The sequence below is a fragment of the Carboxylicivirga linearis genome (assembly GCF_018271995.1).
GTDB lineage: Bacteria > Bacteroidota > Bacteroidia > Bacteroidales > Marinilabiliaceae > Carboxylicivirga > Carboxylicivirga linearis.
This window is the reverse complement of sequence record NZ_JAGUCO010000001.1, coordinates 233,615-250,327: the sequence shown is the minus strand read 5'-3', so window position 1 is coordinate 250,327 and position 16,713 is coordinate 233,615. Positions and strand designations below refer to the sequence as shown.

12 protein-coding genes are annotated in these 16,713 nt (G+C 39.2%); 10 read left to right on the top strand and 2 right to left on the bottom strand.

Translation table 11 applies throughout. From position 1 onward, the window contains the following. Nucleotides 1-87 precede the first annotated feature (87 nt). The 10 genes from ilvD (at nucleotide 88) to ilvA (ending at nucleotide 13,245) form a co-directional block, all read left to right on the top strand. The gene (ilvD, locus tag KEM10_RS01035; RefSeq protein WP_212212343.1) at nucleotides 88-1,917 is read left to right on the top strand and encodes a dihydroxy-acid dehydratase; all 1,830 of its coding nucleotides are present in this window, start codon (nucleotides 88-90) and stop codon (nucleotides 1,915-1,917) included. A gap of 58 nt (nucleotides 1,918-1,975) precedes the next feature. Then, nucleotides 1,976-3,712: a biosynthetic-type acetolactate synthase large subunit gene (ilvB, locus tag KEM10_RS01030; protein WP_212212340.1), complete on the top strand. Its 1,737-nt coding sequence runs from the start codon at nucleotides 1,976-1,978 to the stop codon at nucleotides 3,710-3,712. A gap of 67 nt (nucleotides 3,713-3,779) precedes the next feature. Continuing rightward, nucleotides 3,780-4,322 (top strand): acetolactate synthase small subunit, encoded by a 543-nt coding sequence (ilvN, locus tag KEM10_RS01025; RefSeq protein ID WP_212212336.1) that lies wholly within the window; start codon nucleotides 3,780-3,782, stop codon nucleotides 4,320-4,322. A 66-nt stretch (nucleotides 4,323-4,388) separates the two neighbouring features. Beyond that, the gene (gene ilvC, locus KEM10_RS01020) at nucleotides 4,389-5,435 is read left to right on the top strand and encodes a ketol-acid reductoisomerase (RefSeq protein WP_212212333.1); all 1,047 of its coding nucleotides are present in this window, start codon (nucleotides 4,389-4,391) and stop codon (nucleotides 5,433-5,435) included. Nucleotides 5,436-5,555: 120 nt separating this feature from the next. Further along, nucleotides 5,556-7,052: a 2-isopropylmalate synthase gene (locus KEM10_RS01015; RefSeq protein ID WP_212212330.1), complete on the top strand. Its 1,497-nt coding sequence runs from the start codon at nucleotides 5,556-5,558 to the stop codon at nucleotides 7,050-7,052. Nucleotides 7,053-7,156: 104 nt separating this feature from the next. After that, a complete protein-coding gene (gene leuC / locus KEM10_RS01010) occupies nucleotides 7,157-8,560 on the top strand; it encodes a 3-isopropylmalate dehydratase large subunit (protein WP_212212327.1) in 1,404 nt (467 codons plus the stop codon). Nucleotides 8,561-8,576: 16 nt separating this feature from the next. Next, nucleotides 8,577-9,176 (top strand): 3-isopropylmalate dehydratase small subunit, encoded by a 600-nt coding sequence (gene leuD / locus KEM10_RS01005; protein ID WP_212212324.1) that lies wholly within the window; start codon nucleotides 8,577-8,579, stop codon nucleotides 9,174-9,176. 91 nt (nucleotides 9,177-9,267) lie between these two features. After that, the gene (locus KEM10_RS01000) at nucleotides 9,268-10,794 is read left to right on the top strand and encodes an alpha-isopropylmalate synthase regulatory domain-containing protein (protein WP_212212321.1); all 1,527 of its coding nucleotides are present in this window, start codon (nucleotides 9,268-9,270) and stop codon (nucleotides 10,792-10,794) included. Between the two features lie 52 nt (nucleotides 10,795-10,846). Next, nucleotides 10,847-11,908 carry a 3-isopropylmalate dehydrogenase gene (leuB, locus tag KEM10_RS00995; RefSeq protein WP_212212318.1) on the top strand — a complete coding sequence of 354 codons (1,062 nt, stop codon included), beginning with the start codon at nucleotides 10,847-10,849 and terminating at the stop codon, nucleotides 11,906-11,908. 53 nt (nucleotides 11,909-11,961) lie between these two features. Next, nucleotides 11,962-13,245, top strand: coding sequence for a threonine ammonia-lyase (gene ilvA, locus KEM10_RS00990; RefSeq protein ID WP_212212315.1), 1,284 nt, complete (start codon nucleotides 11,962-11,964; stop codon nucleotides 13,243-13,245). Between the two features lie 110 nt (nucleotides 13,246-13,355). Here ilvA and KEM10_RS00985 read toward each other — a convergent pair whose 3' ends face one another. Together KEM10_RS00985 and KEM10_RS00980 are read right to left on the bottom strand one after the other, a co-directional pair. After that, on the bottom strand, nucleotides 13,356-15,959 hold the full coding sequence (locus tag KEM10_RS00985) for a PAS domain S-box protein (RefSeq protein ID WP_212212312.1): 2,604 nt from the start codon (nucleotides 15,957-15,959) through the stop codon (nucleotides 13,356-13,358). 12 nt (nucleotides 15,960-15,971) lie between these two features. Beyond that, nucleotides 15,972-16,712: a bZIP transcription factor gene (locus tag KEM10_RS00980; protein ID WP_212212309.1), complete on the bottom strand. Its 741-nt coding sequence runs from the start codon at nucleotides 16,710-16,712 to the stop codon at nucleotides 15,972-15,974. Nucleotide 16,713 lies beyond the last annotated feature (1 nt).

Below are 16,713 nucleotides of genomic sequence, written 5' to 3'. Positions count from 1 at the left end.
ATAGTTAATTGAATATAAAATATCATTAAGCCTTTCTCACAGCATAGAGAAAGGCTTTTTTTTTAGCAAAACAACCATAAAAATCAAATGAAACGAATATTAAGAAGCGCAACAACAACCCAAGGAAGACGAATGGCCGGAGCCCGCAGTCTTTGGCGAGCCAATGGCATGAAGGAAGATCATTTTGGTAAGCCGGTTATTGCCGTTGTAAATTCATTTACCCAGTTTGTTCCGGGGCATGTGCATTTGCACGACATAGGTCAAATGGTAAAGAAAAGAATTGAAGCTAATGGCTGTTTTGCTGCCGAATTCAACACCATTGCAATTGATGATGGAATAGCTATGGGACATGACGGAATGTTATATTCTTTGCCATCGCGAGACATTATCGCCGACAGTGTTGAATACATGGCCAATGCTCATAAAGTAGATGCCATGGTTTGTATCAGCAACTGCGATAAAATTACTCCGGGAATGTTAATGGCTTCTATGCGATTAAATATTCCAACCATTTTCGTATCAGGCGGACCAATGGAAGCAGGTAAAGTGGGTGATAAAGCCTTAGATTTAGTGGATGCTATGGTTATGGCGGCCGACGATACCGTTTCGGATGAGGAAGTAAGTGCCGTAGAGCGTAACGCATGTCCTACATGTGGCTCTTGTTCCGGAATGTTTACAGCTAACTCTATGAACTGCTTAAATGAAGCATTAGGTTTAGCATTACCGGGTAACGGAACTATTGTTGCAACACACCAGAACAGAAAACGCTTGTTTGAAAAAGCTGCTGACTTAATTGTTGATATTACATATAAACATTACCGCGATGGTGATGATTCAGTTTTACCACGCTCCATTGCCACTTATAAAGCTTTTGAGAATGCAATGACCCTGGATATTGCTATGGGCGGATCAACCAATACAGTACTGCATATATTAGCTATAGCGCACGAAGCAGGTGTTGATTTCACCATGGATGATATCGATCGCTTATCGCGTAAATCACCCGTATTGTCAAAGGTGGCTCCAAACTCACATTATCATATTGAAGATGTAAACCGTGCTGGTGGTATTTTAGGAATCTTGGCTGAGTTGAATCGAGGCGGTTTATTGCATACCGATGTTAGTCGTGTTGATTATCCTACTTTAGGTGATGCCTTAAAAGATTACGACGTTGCTGCAGGCACTGCCATTGAAGAAGCTTATGAAGTGTATTCAAGTGCACCAGCCGGCATGTTTAACCTTACCATGGGATCGCAAAAAACCAAATATGCTGAATTGGATTTAGACCGTGCCAAGGGGTGTATTCGCGATATAGAAAACGCCTATTTTCAGGATGGTGGATTAGCCGTGTTGTTTGGTAATATTGCCGAGAAAGGATGTATTGTTAAAACAGCAGGTGTGGATGAATCCATCTTTACTTTTAATGGAACGGCACGTGTATATGAATCACAGGATGATGCCATTGATGGTATCTTATCTGATGAAGTAAAATCAGGGGACGTAGTTATAATCCGTTACGAAGGACCTAAAGGAGGACCGGGTATGCAGGAGATGCTTTATCCAACATCATACCTTAAATCAAAACACTTAGGTAAAGAGTGTGCTTTATTAACCGATGGTCGTTTCTCTGGAGGTACTTCCGGTTTATCTATCGGACATGCATCTCCCGAAGCAGCAGCAGGCGGAGCTATTGCTCTTGTTAAAGACGGTGACCCAATTACCATTGACATTCCAAATCGCAAAATAGAACTCAATATCTCAGACGAAGAACTGACTCAACGCCGCAAGGAAGAAGAAGCAAAAGGAAGTAAGGCATTTCAGCCTGGTGACCGAGTCAGGAACATATCAAAAGCATTAAAAGCTTATTCCAGCCTGGTAAGCTCGGCTGATAAAGGCGCAGTGAGATTAATTGATTAAAAAAACACAGGTGCACATATTAAAATGCACTTGAAACACCCATAAAACTTCAAGTGATATGGAAACAAAAACGCAACCAAAAACACAGGAAGCAAATCCAATGAAAAAGCAAAGAATGAATGGTTCAGAGGCCGTAATTCAATCATTATTGCATGAAGGCGTTGACCTACTGTTTGGATATCCAGGAGGAGCCATCATGCCCGTTTATGATGCTCTATATCATTACAACGACAAATTACATCATGTCTTAGTTCGTCATGAACAAGGAGCAATTCATGCAGCTCAGGGATATGCGAGAGTAACTGGTAAAGTAGGAGTAAGCTTTGTTACAAGTGGACCAGGGGCAACCAATGCCGTAACAGGTATTGCTGATGCAATGGTTGATTCTACCCCATTAGTGGTGATAAGCGGACAGGTTGCTGCGCCATTGTTAGGCACCGATGCTTTTCAGGAGACTGATGTGGTAGGTATTACACAACCTATTACCAAATGGAACTATCAAGTTAAAAGAGCTGAAGAAATTCCGGAAGCAATTGCCAAGGCTTTTTATATTGCCCGCACTGGTCGTCCAGGGCCTGTTGTACTGGACATAACAAAAGATGCGCAATTTGGCATGCTTGATTTTACATACAGTAAAGATGTAAAAATCAGAAGTTACAAACCATCCAAACCAGTTAAAAAAGATTCTGTTGCCGAAGCTGTTCGCTTGATTAACTTATCTAAAAAACCTTTAGCCTTAATTGGGCAAGGAGTTATATTAGGAGGTGCTGAAAACGAATTAAAAACATTTCTTGAAAAAACAGGTATTCCGGCTGCCTGGACATTATTAGGTTTGTCTGCTCTACCATCCGATCATCCTTTAAATGTAGGTATGTTAGGTATGCATGGTAATTATGGCCCTAATGTTAAAACCAACGAAAGCGATTTAATTATTGCCATTGGTATGCGTTTCGACGACCGTGTTACAGGTAATGTTCAAAAATATGCCACCAATGCAAAGGTTATTCACCTTGAAATTGATCCGGCAGAAATCAATAAAATAATTTTTGCAGATGTACCGGTTGTTGGTAATGTAAAAGAATCGTTACCGATGATAACCGAAATGGCTGCCGAAAAAAATCACGATGAATGGGTGAAGGAATTCAGAGCCTGTGATAAAATTGAAGATCAGAAAATTATTCAACCTGAATTGTATCCTGCAAAAGAAGGATTAACAATGGGAGAGGTCGTTCGTCGTGTGACCGAAGTATATAATGATGATGCCATTTTAGTTACCGATGTTGGTCAACAACAAATGATGGCTTCAAGATATTTCAAATTCAAAAACACCAGAAGTGTGGTTACATCAGGTGGATTAGGAACCATGGGATTTGGTTTACCTGCGGCTTTGGGCGCTCAACTAGGCCAGCCTGAAAGACCCGTTTGCTGCTTTGTAGGTGACGGTGGTATTCAAATGACCATACAGGAGTTAGGTACTATTTGGCAAACTAAAGCCCCTGTAAAAATAATTCTATTGAATAATAACTATCTTGGGATGGTTCGTCAATGGCAAGAATTGTTCTTCGACAGAAGATATGCTTCCACGCTTTTAGAGAACCCTGATTTTCAGACTATATCTAAAGGATACCACATAGAAAGTTCAATCGTTGATGATCGCAGTGAGTTGGATGCAGCTATTAAGAAAATGGTTGAACATGATGGTCCTTACTTACTTGAAGTAAAAGTTGAAAAAGAAGGTAACGTATTCCCAATGGTACCAACCGGTGCTTCTGTTTCGGATATTCGCCTTGAGTAAATTATAAACAAGGGTTTAATATTAGAATAAAGCATACTTGATACTTAAATCTTGATACTTTAATAAAATGAAACAAGAATTCACTATATCAATATACTCAGAGAATCACGTTGGTCTGTTAAACCAGGTTACAACCATCTTTACTCGTCGACACATTAACATCGAAAGTTTAACTACTTCTGAATCTGCAATACCAGGTGTTCATAAATTTACCATTGTGGTATTTACATCTCGCGATACAATTAATAAATTGCTAGGTCAAATCGAGCGCAGAATTGATGTATTAAAAGCCTTTGTATTTACTGCAGAAGAAATTATTCATCAGGAAGTAGCATTATACAAGGTTAAGACTGAAGCTTTGCTTAACAGCAACGAGATTGAAAAGTTGGTTCGCCAGTATGGCGCTCGTATTTTGGAGGTTACCAACGAATATACGGTAATTGAAAAAACAGGTCATAAAGAAGAAACACAAGAACTATTTGATAAACTCGATCGTTTTGGAGTAACACAATTTGTACGCTCCGGACGAATAGCAGTTACCAAACTTAACCAAGAGTTACTATCTAACTATTTGGTTAAATTAGATAACGACAAATCAATACTAGATTAAAAAAGCTATCAGCCATCTGCTAATAGCTAACAGCTTTAAAACATAAACATTAATCAATATTTTATCATGGCAAAAATTAATTTCGGAGGAACTGAAGAAAACGTTGTAATGAGGGAAGAGTTCCCATTGGAAAAAGCACGTGAAGTATTAAAAGACGAAACCATTGCGGTTATCGGTTATGGTGTGCAAGGTCCTGGACAATCTCTTAACCTCAAAGACAACGGTTTCAACGTAATCGTCGGTCAGCGCAAAGAATCAAAAACTTGGGATAAAGCAATTGCTGACGGTTGGGTTCCCGGAGAAACACTTTTTGAAATTGAAGAAGCATTAGATCGCGCAACAATTATTCAATATTTACTTTCTGACGCTGGTCAGATTCAAATGTGGGATACAGTAAAAAAACACCTGACTCCAGGTAAAGCTCTTTACTTCTCTCACGGTTTCGGTATCACTTATAAAGAGCGTACTGGTATTGTACCTCCTGCTGATGTTGATGTAATTTTGGTAGCCCCTAAAGGATCAGGTACCAGCTTACGTCGCATGTTCCTTGAGGGACGTGGTTTGAACTCAAGCTTCGCTATCTTTCAGGATGCTACAGGAAGAGCTTACGAGCGTGTTATTTCTTTAGGTATTGGTGTTGGATCAGGTTACCTTTTCGAAACTGATTTCAAACGTGAGGTTTACTCTGACTTAACAGGTGAGCGCGGAACATTAATGGGATGTATTCAGGGTATTTTTGCTGCTCAGTACGAAGTATTGCGTGCTAATGGCCACTCTCCATCTGAAGCATTCAACGAAACAGTTGAGGAATTAACACAAAGTTTGATGCCATTGGTTGCTGAAAACGGAATGGACTGGATGTATGCTAACACATCTACTACTGCACAACGTGGTGCTCTTGATTGGTGGAAACCATTCCGCGATGCTACTAAGCCTGTATTTGAAAAACTATACAGTGAAGTGGCTGCCGGTAACGAAGCACAGCGTTCAATCGACTCAAACAGTCAAGAAGATTACAGGGTTAAACTGGAAGAGGAACTCAAAGAACTCCGCGAATCGGAGATGTGGCAAGCAGGTGCTGCTGTCCGTAAATTGAGACCAGAAAACCAGTAATAACATTCAATCATACTCACATCGGGCAAAACCAAAATGCTTTGCCCGGTGTTTACAGGTTGAAGCTCCCGATAATCCCAGGGGGAAAGGGACGGGAGTAATCATTTAAACCCGATTATCATGAGTAATAAAGTACATATATTCGATACAACTTTAAGAGACGGCGAGCAAGTGCCGGGATGTCAGTTAAACACTATTGAGAAGATAGAGGTAGCCCGTCAGCTCGAAAAGCTGGGTGTGGATGTGATCGAAGCAGGATTCCCCGTTTCAAGCCCGGGTGATTTTAACTCAGTGGTTGAAATATCCAAAGCTGTTGAAAATCCAACAATTTGCGCGTTAACACGCGCCGTAAAAAATGACATTGAAGTAGCGGCCGACGCACTTAAATATGCAAAAAAAGGCCGTATTCATACAGGTATCGGAACATCACCTTATCATATTAAGTACAAATTGAATTCTAACGAAGATGAGATTATTGAAAGAGCCATTGATGCTGTTAAATATGCTCGTCGCTTTGTTGAAGATGTAGAATTCTATGCTGAAGATGCTGGGCGTTCGGATAACGAATATCTGGCACGTGTGGTAGAAGCGGTGATTAAAGCCGGAGCTACGGTAATTAATATACCGGACACCACCGGTTATTGCCTGCCATCTGAATACGGTGCTAAAATTGCCTATTTGATGAACAATGTACCTAACGTTGATAAGGCTATTTTGTCAACACACTGTCACAACGACTTGGGTATGGCAACTGCCAATACGTTATCAGGCGTTATAAATGGTGCTCGTCAGGTAGAGGTAACCATTAACGGATTAGGTGAACGTGCCGGTAATACTTCGCTAGAAGAAGTGGTAATGGCAATGAAAAGCCATCACGATTTGAACTACGAAACCGGTATTGACAGCAAACAGATTATGAAAACCAGTAAGTTGGTTTCTACTCTTATGCGTATGCCTGTTCAAGCAAACAAAGCAATTGTTGGTAGAAATGCATTTGCACACTCTTCCGGTATTCACCAGGATGGAGTATTGAAAAATCGTGAGAACTACGAAATTATCGATCCTGCTGAGGTAGGCGTTAAAGAATCGAGCATTGTACTAACAGCTCGTAGTGGACGCGCTGCTTTAAAACACCGCTTAAGTGTTTTAGGTTATAATTTTGATGGTGAGGATTTGAACGATATCTACCAACGCTTTTTAGATTTGGCTGATAGGAAAAAGGATGTTGCCGATGAAGATCTGGAAGCATTAGCCGGGACTGAGCGAGTTAAAGAAGATCGCTCCATCAAGCTGGAAACACTTCAGGTTGTATCAGGAAGTTCTACTATTCCAACGGCAACAGTATCGGTCAATTTCAACGGCGATGTCTTTACCGAAACAGCATCGGGCAATGGTCCAATTGACGCGGCTTTTACAGCTGTTAAAAAACTTGTGAAACGCAAGGTTCATTTGGAAGAGTTTCTTATTCAAGCAATTACTCGCGGGAGCGATGACATTGGTAAAGTTCATGTACAAGTTGATCATAAAGGGCAATCATATTACGGATTTGCTGCCAATGTTGACATTGTAACCGCCTCAGTAGAAGCATTCTTAGATGCTATTTCAAAAATAGGATAATTTATTTAGACATAAGATTAAAGTATCAAAACGTGAGACATTAATTATTTACAGTTTGTAAATAATCTTGATACTTGATACTTAAATCTTGATACTTTAAAAAAATGAGTAAAACATTATTTGATAAAATATGGGACAGCCACGTCGTCAAAACTATTGATGACGGGCCAAATGTCTTGTATATAGATCGTCACTTTATACATGAGGTGACAAGTCCACAGGCTTTTGCAGGGATAAAAGAACGTGGAATTAGCGTTGCACGCCCCAATCAGGTTGTAGCGACTCCGGATCATAATATTCCAACAATAGACCAACACCTTACCATTCAGGATGAACTATCTCGCGTACAGGTGGAGAAATTAAAAACCAACTGCGAAGAGAATGGTATCACCATGTTTGGATTAAATCATCCATATAATGGCATCGTGCACGTTGTGGGTCCTGAATTAGGTATCACTCAACCAGGTATGACCATCGTTTGTGGTGATAGTCACACTTCAACACACGGTGCTTTTGGTAGTATTGCCTTCGGTATCGGAACCAGTGAAGTAGAAATGACTTTGGCTACGCAGTGTATTATGCAGCCTAAGCCTAAAAAGATGCGTATTAACATTGAAGGCACTTTGGCCAACGGAGTAACTTCAAAAGATATTATTCTTTACATTATCTCTAAAATTTCTACAGGTGGTGGTACCGGATATTTTGTTGAATTTGCCGGATCAGCTATCCGCAACCTTTCAATGGAAGCTCGTATGACTATCTGTAATATGAGTATTGAAATGGGTGCTCGTGGAGGTATGATTGCTCCTGATGAAACTACATTTGAGTATATCAAAGGTCGTGAGCAGGCTCCTAAAGGAGAACAATGGGATAAAGCCGTTGCTTACTGGAAAACATTGGTGACTGACGAAGATGCAGTATTTGACAAAGAGTTGAATTACAAAGCTGCCGACATTGAGCCAATGATTACTTATGGTACTAATCCTGGTATGGGTGCTAAAATTGTTGCAAATATTCCAACACTCGACAGCATTGATGACAGCTCAAAAGTGACATTCCAGAAATCAATGGAATATATGGGTTTCTCAGCCGGTGATAAACTGGAAGGCAAGCCAATAGATTATGTATTCTTAGGAAGTTGTACGAACGGTAGAATCGAAGATTTACGTGCATTTACGGCAGCCGTTAAAGGCCACAAAAAAGCCGACAATGTTACAGCATGGATTGTTCCAGGAAGTAAGCAAGTTGAAAAACAAGCCATTGAAGAAGGTATTAAAGATGCCTTGGAAGCTGCAGGTTTTGAATTACGTCAGCCAGGTTGTTCAGCTTGTTTGGCAATGAACGATGATAAAATTCCGGAAGGCAAATACGCTGTTTCTACATCCAACAGAAACTTTGAAGGTCGTCAGGGACCAGGTTCACGCACTTTGCTGGCCAGTCCGTTATCAGCAGCAGCAGCAGCTGTAACAGGTACCATTGCCGATCCACGAACCACTTTTAATTTGTAAAACGGAGGAATACATTATGCCAATAGATAAATTTGTAACAGTACAAACTACGGTAGTTCCATTACCCATTGAAAATGTGGACACCGACCAGATTATTCCGGCCCGTTTCTTAAAAGCAACTACTAAAGAAGGATTCGGAGATAATTTATTTTTCGACTGGCGCTACGACAAGCAAGGTCAGCCAAAACCAGATTTCGTTTTGAATAATTCTACTTATTCAGGAACAGTATTGGTAGCGGGTAAAAACTTTGGTAGCGGATCAAGTCGCGAGCATGCTGCATGGGCCATTGCAGGATATGGTTTCAAAGCAGTTGTATCAAGCTTCTTTGCTGACATTTTCCGTAATAACTCATTAAACAACGGTGTTTTACCCGTTCAGGTTACGGATGAGTTTTTAGCAGGATTATTCAAGTCTATCGATGCAGATCCAAAGGCTGAAGTGAAGATTGATCTGGAAAACCAAACAATCACTAATGTAAGCACCGGAGCAACAGAATCATTCGAAATCAATTCGTACAAGAAGAACTGTCTTCTTAACGGCTATGATGATATTGATTACTTGTTAAGCTTGAAAGATGAAGTGAAAGCTTTTGAACAACAAGCTGTAAAATTTTAATCTTTCAAACCTACCGATTCATTGCCATGATCGGTAGGTTTTTTATAACCACAAATAGTAAAACAATAGTAACCAAAAACCAACATAGGGGATGACTATAGAGCTAATGGATACAACCCTCAGGGATGGTGAGCAAACCACCGGCGTATCGTTTAACGATGCCGAAAAGCTGACCATGGCGCATATTCTGCTTCAGGAGCTCAAAGTTGACAGGATTGAGGTAGCATCTGCCAGAGTAAGTGAAGGGGAGTTTCGCGCTGTAAAGAAAATTAGTGAGTGGGCAACAAAAAATAATCTTTTAGATAAAATTGAGGTACTTGGTTTTGTTGATAATGGAGTATCACTTGAATGGATAAAAGATGCAGGAGCAAGAGTCTGTAATCTTTTAACCAAAGGATCATTGAAACATGTTACCAGTCAACTAAGTAAAACACCTGAGCAGCACGTTGAAGATATCAAAGGGATATTAAAAAAAGCAAGGGAAATGGATATTGATGTTAATATCTACCTTGAAGACTGGTCAAATGGCATGATCGGATCTCCTGAATATGTTTTTTTCCTTTTAGATAACTTACAAGACGAATCCATTAAACGATTCATGCTACCCGATACATTGGGAATCTTAAATCCAGATCAGGTTACAGAATTCTGTTCTGCTATCATAACCAGATACCCAAACCTTCATTTCGATTTCCATTCGCATAATGATTACGACTTAGCAGTTGCCAACGTTTTTGCTGCTGTTAAATCGGGGTTTAAAGGAATTCATACAACCATTAATGGTTTAGGCGAAAGAGCTGGGAATGCACCTTTGGCAAGTGTGGTTGGTGTATTAACAGATCAGTTAAAAGCCTCTACAAACATTGATGAATCAAAATTAACCAGAATTAGTCAGGTTGTGGAAGGTTTTAGCGGCATTCGCATTCCTACGAATAAGCCATTGACCGGTGAATACGTATTCACTCAATGTGCAGGTATTCATGCCGATGGTGATTCAAAAGACAATCTTTATTTCAATAACCTGATGCCGGAACGATTCGGCAGGGTGCGCAAATATGCCTTAGGGAAAACATCAGGAAAAGCCAACATCCTAAAAAATCTTGAGGAATTAGGTATCAGTCTTTCTCCTGAAGACATGAGCCGTGTAACAAAAGAAGTTATTGCACTGGGTGATAAAAAGGAGACTGTTACAACAGAAGATTTGCCATATATCATTTCTGATGTCTTAAAAAGTGCATCGATAAATGAATATATTAAAGTAAATAATTACAGCTTATCTTTGACTCGTGGTATGAAACCAACAGCATCGTTAAGTATTAAAATTAACGAAAAAGATTATCAGGCTTCTTCTGCTGGTGACGGTCAGTACGATGCTTTTATGAAGGCCTTATGGAAGATATATGATGAGTTGAAAAAACCTCATCCATTATTGGTTGATTATTGGGTAACCATTCCTCCCGGAGGTAAAACAGATGCATTAGTTGAAACAGTTATTTCATGGGAGTACAACGATAAATTGTTTAAAACACGGGGATTGGATGCCGACCAAACAGAAGCAGCCATCAAAGCAACCGTTAAAATGCTTAACCTGATTGAAAACGAAAACATTAATTTATAAAACTAGCAACTAGAGGCTAGCTTCTGGCAGCTAGCAACGTAAAATCATTAACATGAAACTAAATATTGCAGTATTAGCCGGAGACGGCATTGGACCCGAAATTGTTGCACAGGCGCAAAAAGTAATTGATGCTGTATCTGTTAAATTCGGTCATGAAGTTGAGTATACAAATGCATTGGTTGGAGCTACCGCTATCGACCAGGTAGGCGATCCTTATCCGGAAGAAACACATGACATATGTATGAAAGCCGATGCCGTATTATTTGGTGCTATTGGCGATCCTAAATTCGATAACGATCCTAAAGCCAAGGTTCGTCCTGAACAAGGCCTATTGGCTATGCGTAAAAAATTGGGCTTGTACGCTAACATTCGCCCGGTTACCACTTTCCCTTCTTTGCTAGATAAAAGTCCATTGAGACTGGATATTGTTGAAGGATCAGATTTTGTGGTTGTTCGTGAGCTAACAGGTGGTATCTATTTTGGAGAAAAAGGACGTTCAGAAGATTTGAAAAAGGCTTTTGATACCTGTACTTATACCACCGAAGAAATTGAGCGCATCTTAAAACTTGCTTTCTCTTATGCTGAAAAACGTAATAAGCGATTGACTGTTGTTGATAAAGCCAATGTATTGGCAACATCTCGTCTATGGAGAGAAACAGCACAGGCTATGGAAGGCGATCACAAAGACATTGAAGTTGATTATATGTTTGTTGATAACGCAGCAATGCAATTGATTCAGTGGCCAAAGAAATTTGATGTGATGGTAACTGAAAACATGTTTGGTGACATCATCAGTGATGAAGCTTCGGTTATTACAGGTTCTCTTGGATTATTACCTTCAGCTTCTGTTGGTATTCACACTTCGGTTTTTGAACCAATTCACGGGTCTTATCCTCAGGCCGCTGGAAAAGACATTGCCAATCCAATTGCAACCGTTCTTTCAGCTGCTATGTTATTAGAGTCTCTTGATTTATTAGATGAGGCACAAGCAGTGCGTGATGCCGTAAATAAATCATTGGAAGAAGGAGTAGTAACAGAGGATATTGCCCGAGACGGCAAGCCTTGCAAAACCTCCGAAGTCGGTGACTGGTTAGCAGATTTCATAAAAAAATAAACACATTGCACCGGTCAAGAAATTGACCGGTGTTTTTTTTACCCTCCAACATAATGAAGACGAATAAAGAAAAACAATCCCCGCCCAATTCATACTTCCCAAAGATTGAGGATATCTTAGCTGCTAAGCTAACTCTCAACAATGTTGTTGAAACAACTCCCATCACCCGAAATCGTAATTTATCTACCAAATACGAAGCTAATATCCTTCTTAAGAGAGAAGATCTGCAAAGCGTTCGATCATATAAAATAAGGGGCGCTTACAATAAGATAAAGAGCCTTACGGATGAGCAAGTACAAGCAGGTATTGTTTGTGCCAGTGCAGGCAACCATGCCCAGGGAGTTGCCTATTCTTGTCAGATGTTAGGCATCGATGGCATAATCTATATGCCAAGCACAACACCCAAGCAAAAGGTAAATCAGGTAAAGATGTTTGGTCAGGATAAAGTTAAAGTAATACTTACAGGCGATACTTTTGACGACTCTTACAATGCTGCCATGGATGAGTGTATAAAAGGAGGCAGAACTTTTATTCATCCATTTGATGATCCGAAAATTATTGAAGGACAAGCAACCGTTGGCTTGGAGATTCTGGAGCAAACAAAGGATAAAATAGACTATATATTCGTGCCCATTGGTGGCGGAGGACTGGTCTCTGGTTTAGGTAGCTATATTAAACATATGAGCCCCGAAACCAAAATTATTGGTGTGGAGCCAAAAGGAGCTCCTTCGATGGACCAATCTTTGAAACAAGGAAAAGTAATTGAATTAAAGGAAATTGATAAGTTTGTTGATGGCGCTGCTGTTCAGAAAGTTGGTGATTATACTTTTTCGATCTGTCAAAAAGTGATTGATGATATTATATTGGTACCTGAAGGAAAAATTTGCACGAAAATTCTGGAGCTTTATAATTATGATGCCATTGTGGTTGAACCAGCCGGAGCATTAAGTGTAGCGGCTTTAGAGTTTTATGCTGATAAAATAAAAGGCAAAAATGTGGTTTGTATTATTAGTGGCAGTAACAACGACATTACCCGAACGGAAGAGATAAAAGAAAGATCATTACTCTACGAAGGATTAAAGCATTATTTCATCGTCCGCTTTCCACAACGTACCGGTGCATTACGCGATTTTGTTGATAAAGTATTAGGCCCGGGTGATGACATTACCCATTTCGAATATCGTAAGAAAACAAGTCGCGAAAAGGGTCCTGCCTTAGTTGGTATTGAACTTCAGAAGAAAGAGGATTTTAATGGCTTAATAGAGCGAATGGAAGCCAATGGCTTTGTGGTGGAATACTTAAACGACAGCCCGGATTTATTTCAGTATATGATCTAAAACAATAAAATATTATCTCTTTTTGTACTGCAGATTTCTTAAATATATTCTCAAAAAAACAAAGCCGGACTCAATACTGAATCCGGCTTTTATATTTTAGTTTAATTCTTTTATAATTCAATACCAATCAACAGTACATCATCCACTTGTTTCATCTCACCCATCCAATCGTAGAATGCTTCCGCAAATTGTCGCTCAAAATGCGCCATGGTTTGATTAGGAACTTCTGTAAGTGTTTCTCGTATTCTCTTAGATTGGAATTTTCGGCCTTTTGGTCCTCCAACCTGATCAGGTAAACCGTCAGAGAAAATAAAGAACTGATCACCCTTTTTATACTTGATAACATGGTTTTCAAAGTCCTTCTCCACCTTTTTAAGTAGTGGTTTACCTCCAATACCTTTGCGTGTTCCCTTGTATTCCTGTAATTCACCTTCCGAAAGCAGGTAAAGTGGATTATGAGCTCCTGAGAATTGCAACTCATCCGATTCCAGATCAATCTTCACCAAAGCTAAATCCATACCATCTCTTCCATTGGCTCCTTCCTGATCCTGCCTTAATGTACGTCGAACATCCAGGTGAAGCATATCCAACAGTTCAGCAGCCGTAACATCATCACTGGCATTGACAATATTATTCATCAAGAAATATCCAATGAACGAAAGCAACGCTCCTGGTACCCCATGACCGGTACAATCGACAGCAGCAACATAAAAGTGGTTATCCTTCTTAAACATCCATGGGAAATCACCACTTACCACATCCTTAGGTCGATAGAAGATAAAGGAACGAGGGAAGAATTGCTGCAGCAGATCAGTATCTGGCAAAATAGCAGTTTGAATTCGCTGCGCATAATTAATACTGTCTGAGATCTTTTTATTCTTCTCTTTAATTTCTTGCTCAATCTTCTTAAAGTCAGTCATATCATGAGCAACGAAAAGAATAGACTCTAAATCGCGTTCTTCATTAAACTCAGGAATGGCTTTAATTTCCATTATGTGAGTTCCATCAACACCTTCAATCTCAACCTCATTTATAGATTGCTTCAAAGAACTTCTGATCTCTTTTAACGAATCCTTCATATAATCAATGAAGCGACCATCAACATCTAAGTCATTAATTCTTTGCTTTGTAAGATCTACAGCAGATTTGCCAATAAATTCAGACACTTTAGGGTTGACATATACCAACTTACCTCCTGTATTAATCCGGATGATCATATCTGGTGAATTCTCAGATAGTGATTGCATCCTACTCTTCATGCGCTCCTCTTTTTCGGCTCTTTTTCGCTCAGTAATATCCTGAGTATTAAAAATAATTCCTTTGATTGCCGGATCATGCAGAAGGTTCTTCCCTTTAGTTTCGAGAAATAACTTACGCCCGTCTTTTCGCAAGTAGGTATATTGAGCCGACTGTTCTCCGCCAGGAGTTTCCAGTAGGTACTGAAACAGATTATTAATAGTTTTATATCCTCTTGGAGTCAATAATTCAGGATCCATTCCTGTTATTTCATCTTCTTGTGAATAACCTAAAATCTGCTTTACAGAAGGACTTTCAAATAAGAGCTGCTGTTCTTCATTATAAATGGAAATAAACTCCGATGCATTGGTTAGTAATGCCTCTAATCTTTTTTGTGCATGCTCCACTTCCTGAATCTGCCCCTCCAGCATCTGGTTTGACTTCTCCAGCTCTTCTTTTGCTTCCAACATTTCAGCAGCATTCTCCTGAAGTTGTTTCTCATTGCGCTGAAGTGTTTCTGTCATTTGCTGCGATTCTTCCAGCAGATTAGCTGTTTTTTGATTAATCTTAAGATTATAAATAGTACGCCCGATTATACCACTCAACTCTTCAGCTAATTCAAGCACATGTTTAGGTAAATTATTGGCAAAAAAAGCTACTTCAACAACTCCTTGCAATTCTTCTTCCTGCAGAAGAGGTACAATAATTAAGCTTCTGGGTTTTTTATCACCTAATAGGCCAGATGTAATATGAAAATAATCATCCGGAATTTCGGTGCGATATATCATCTGCTTCTCAAAGGCCACTTCACCGATTAGTCCTTTACCTATACTAATGGTTTGTCTTTCGTATCTTTTGCGGTTATATGCATAAGTGGCGGAGTTTTCTAATTTTCCTTGCTCTAGCAAGTACAAGGTACCTTGCACTCCTCCACAATAATCTATAATCCCACGTATCACCTCATCAGTAAGTTCATCCACCTTATTGTGTGAACGCAGAATATCTGATATTTTTTCTTTTCCTCGTGCAATCCAGTTATATACTTCTTCTTGCTCTTTATTTCGCTTTAAATTCTCACCCAGATCAACCAGAGTCTTCGACAATCGATTATCATCATGTCGGATACCATCCAATTCACCATTACTAATTTTCTCGGCAAGTTTAATACTTAAATCAATTCGCTGACTTAATTCTTCAACCTCTTCAGATAGTTTTTGATTTTTTACCTTGCTGAAATTAATAACGTATAATACAATTAAAGGAATTGAAACCACTAATAAATCAATAAACCACACCAATATCGAACGGTGAATAGCTACTATGTTTTCAAATGAAAAATAAGAGTTGGTAAATGATAAGAAACCAGACCAAACCAAAAACAACAACATGATTAGTGCAATCACCAGAAAATACCATTCACGCTCACTTATTGCGTTGTGGCTTAACATCTGTTTCAATCTCTTTTTAAGCTTTGTCATGTCGTGTTACTTTTAGTTTTCTTCAATATCTAGATTATCCAAAAACTCATTCCAAATGATATCTAATCCAAGCTTCTTAAAAGATGCTACTTCAATTAATAGACCTTTTTCCTCTTCTTTAATAAATGGTAATAAATAAATATAAGCCGGTTGAGCAGCTCCTGATCCGGAAGACGCTTCCAGATAGTCCTCAGGAATATCTGTAATTTCAATGGCTCTTTTTTCAACAACTGCTTGTCCGTGAATTCCTTCCCCAATAATCAGTTTCTCAACGTTCCACTCTTCATCTAAACCATACGATTGCACTGGCTTATAACACCCCTCCTCCTCACATTGTAAATACGAGATTCCGGCCACCAGTTCAACATGTTTCTTTATAAGTTCGAAGAAACCAGAAGCTACATCATTGTTATCGTTATGCACTTTACGCAAATCAATCAACATTTTTTCTTTAGCAGAGTAAAAGGCTTTTTTATTATTTTTCTCTTGTTCCAGTACATGCACCTGCTCCTTTAGCCTACTATTCTCATTTTGCAATTCGTCAACCAACATTTGTAATTGATCACCTTTACAGTTTTTCTTAAGCATAAATTGCTTACTCACAAAAAAGATAAGTCCTACGAATACAATTAGAGAAACCAGCTCTATAGAATAGTAAACCGGCGAAAAAACAGATGGAACAAACAAGTACTTTATCAATACAAGACAAAGAAAAATAGCTCCTAACCAATATATATATTTATCTCTACTCATA

Bases quoted from the DNA above. Each gene is read 5' to 3' on its own strand.
- ilvD (WP_212212343.1), top strand. From the start codon at position 88: ATGAAACGAATATTAAGAAGCGCAACAACAACCCAAGGAAGACGAATG.
- ilvB (WP_212212340.1), top strand. From the start codon at position 1,976: ATGGAAACAAAAACGCAACCAAAAACACAGGAAGCAAATCCAATGAAA.
- ilvN (WP_212212336.1), top strand. From the start codon at position 3,780: ATGAAACAAGAATTCACTATATCAATATACTCAGAGAATCACGTTGGT.
- ilvC (WP_212212333.1), top strand. From the start codon at position 4,389: ATGGCAAAAATTAATTTCGGAGGAACTGAAGAAAACGTTGTAATGAGG.
- KEM10_RS01015 (WP_212212330.1), top strand. From the start codon at position 5,556: ATGAGTAATAAAGTACATATATTCGATACAACTTTAAGAGACGGCGAG.
- leuC (WP_212212327.1), top strand. From the start codon at position 7,157: ATGAGTAAAACATTATTTGATAAAATATGGGACAGCCACGTCGTCAAA.
- leuD (WP_212212324.1), top strand. From the start codon at position 8,577: ATGCCAATAGATAAATTTGTAACAGTACAAACTACGGTAGTTCCATTA.
- KEM10_RS01000 (WP_212212321.1), top strand. From the start codon at position 9,268: ATGACTATAGAGCTAATGGATACAACCCTCAGGGATGGTGAGCAAACC.
- leuB (WP_212212318.1), top strand. From the start codon at position 10,847: ATGAAACTAAATATTGCAGTATTAGCCGGAGACGGCATTGGACCCGAA.
- ilvA (WP_212212315.1), top strand. From the start codon at position 11,962: ATGAAGACGAATAAAGAAAAACAATCCCCGCCCAATTCATACTTCCCA.
- KEM10_RS00985 (WP_212212312.1), bottom strand. From the start codon at position 15,959: ATGACAAAGCTTAAAAAGAGATTGAAACAGATGTTAAGCCACAACGCA.
- KEM10_RS00980 (WP_212212309.1), bottom strand. From the start codon at position 16,712: ATGAGTAGAGATAAATATATATATTGGTTAGGAGCTATTTTTCTTTGT.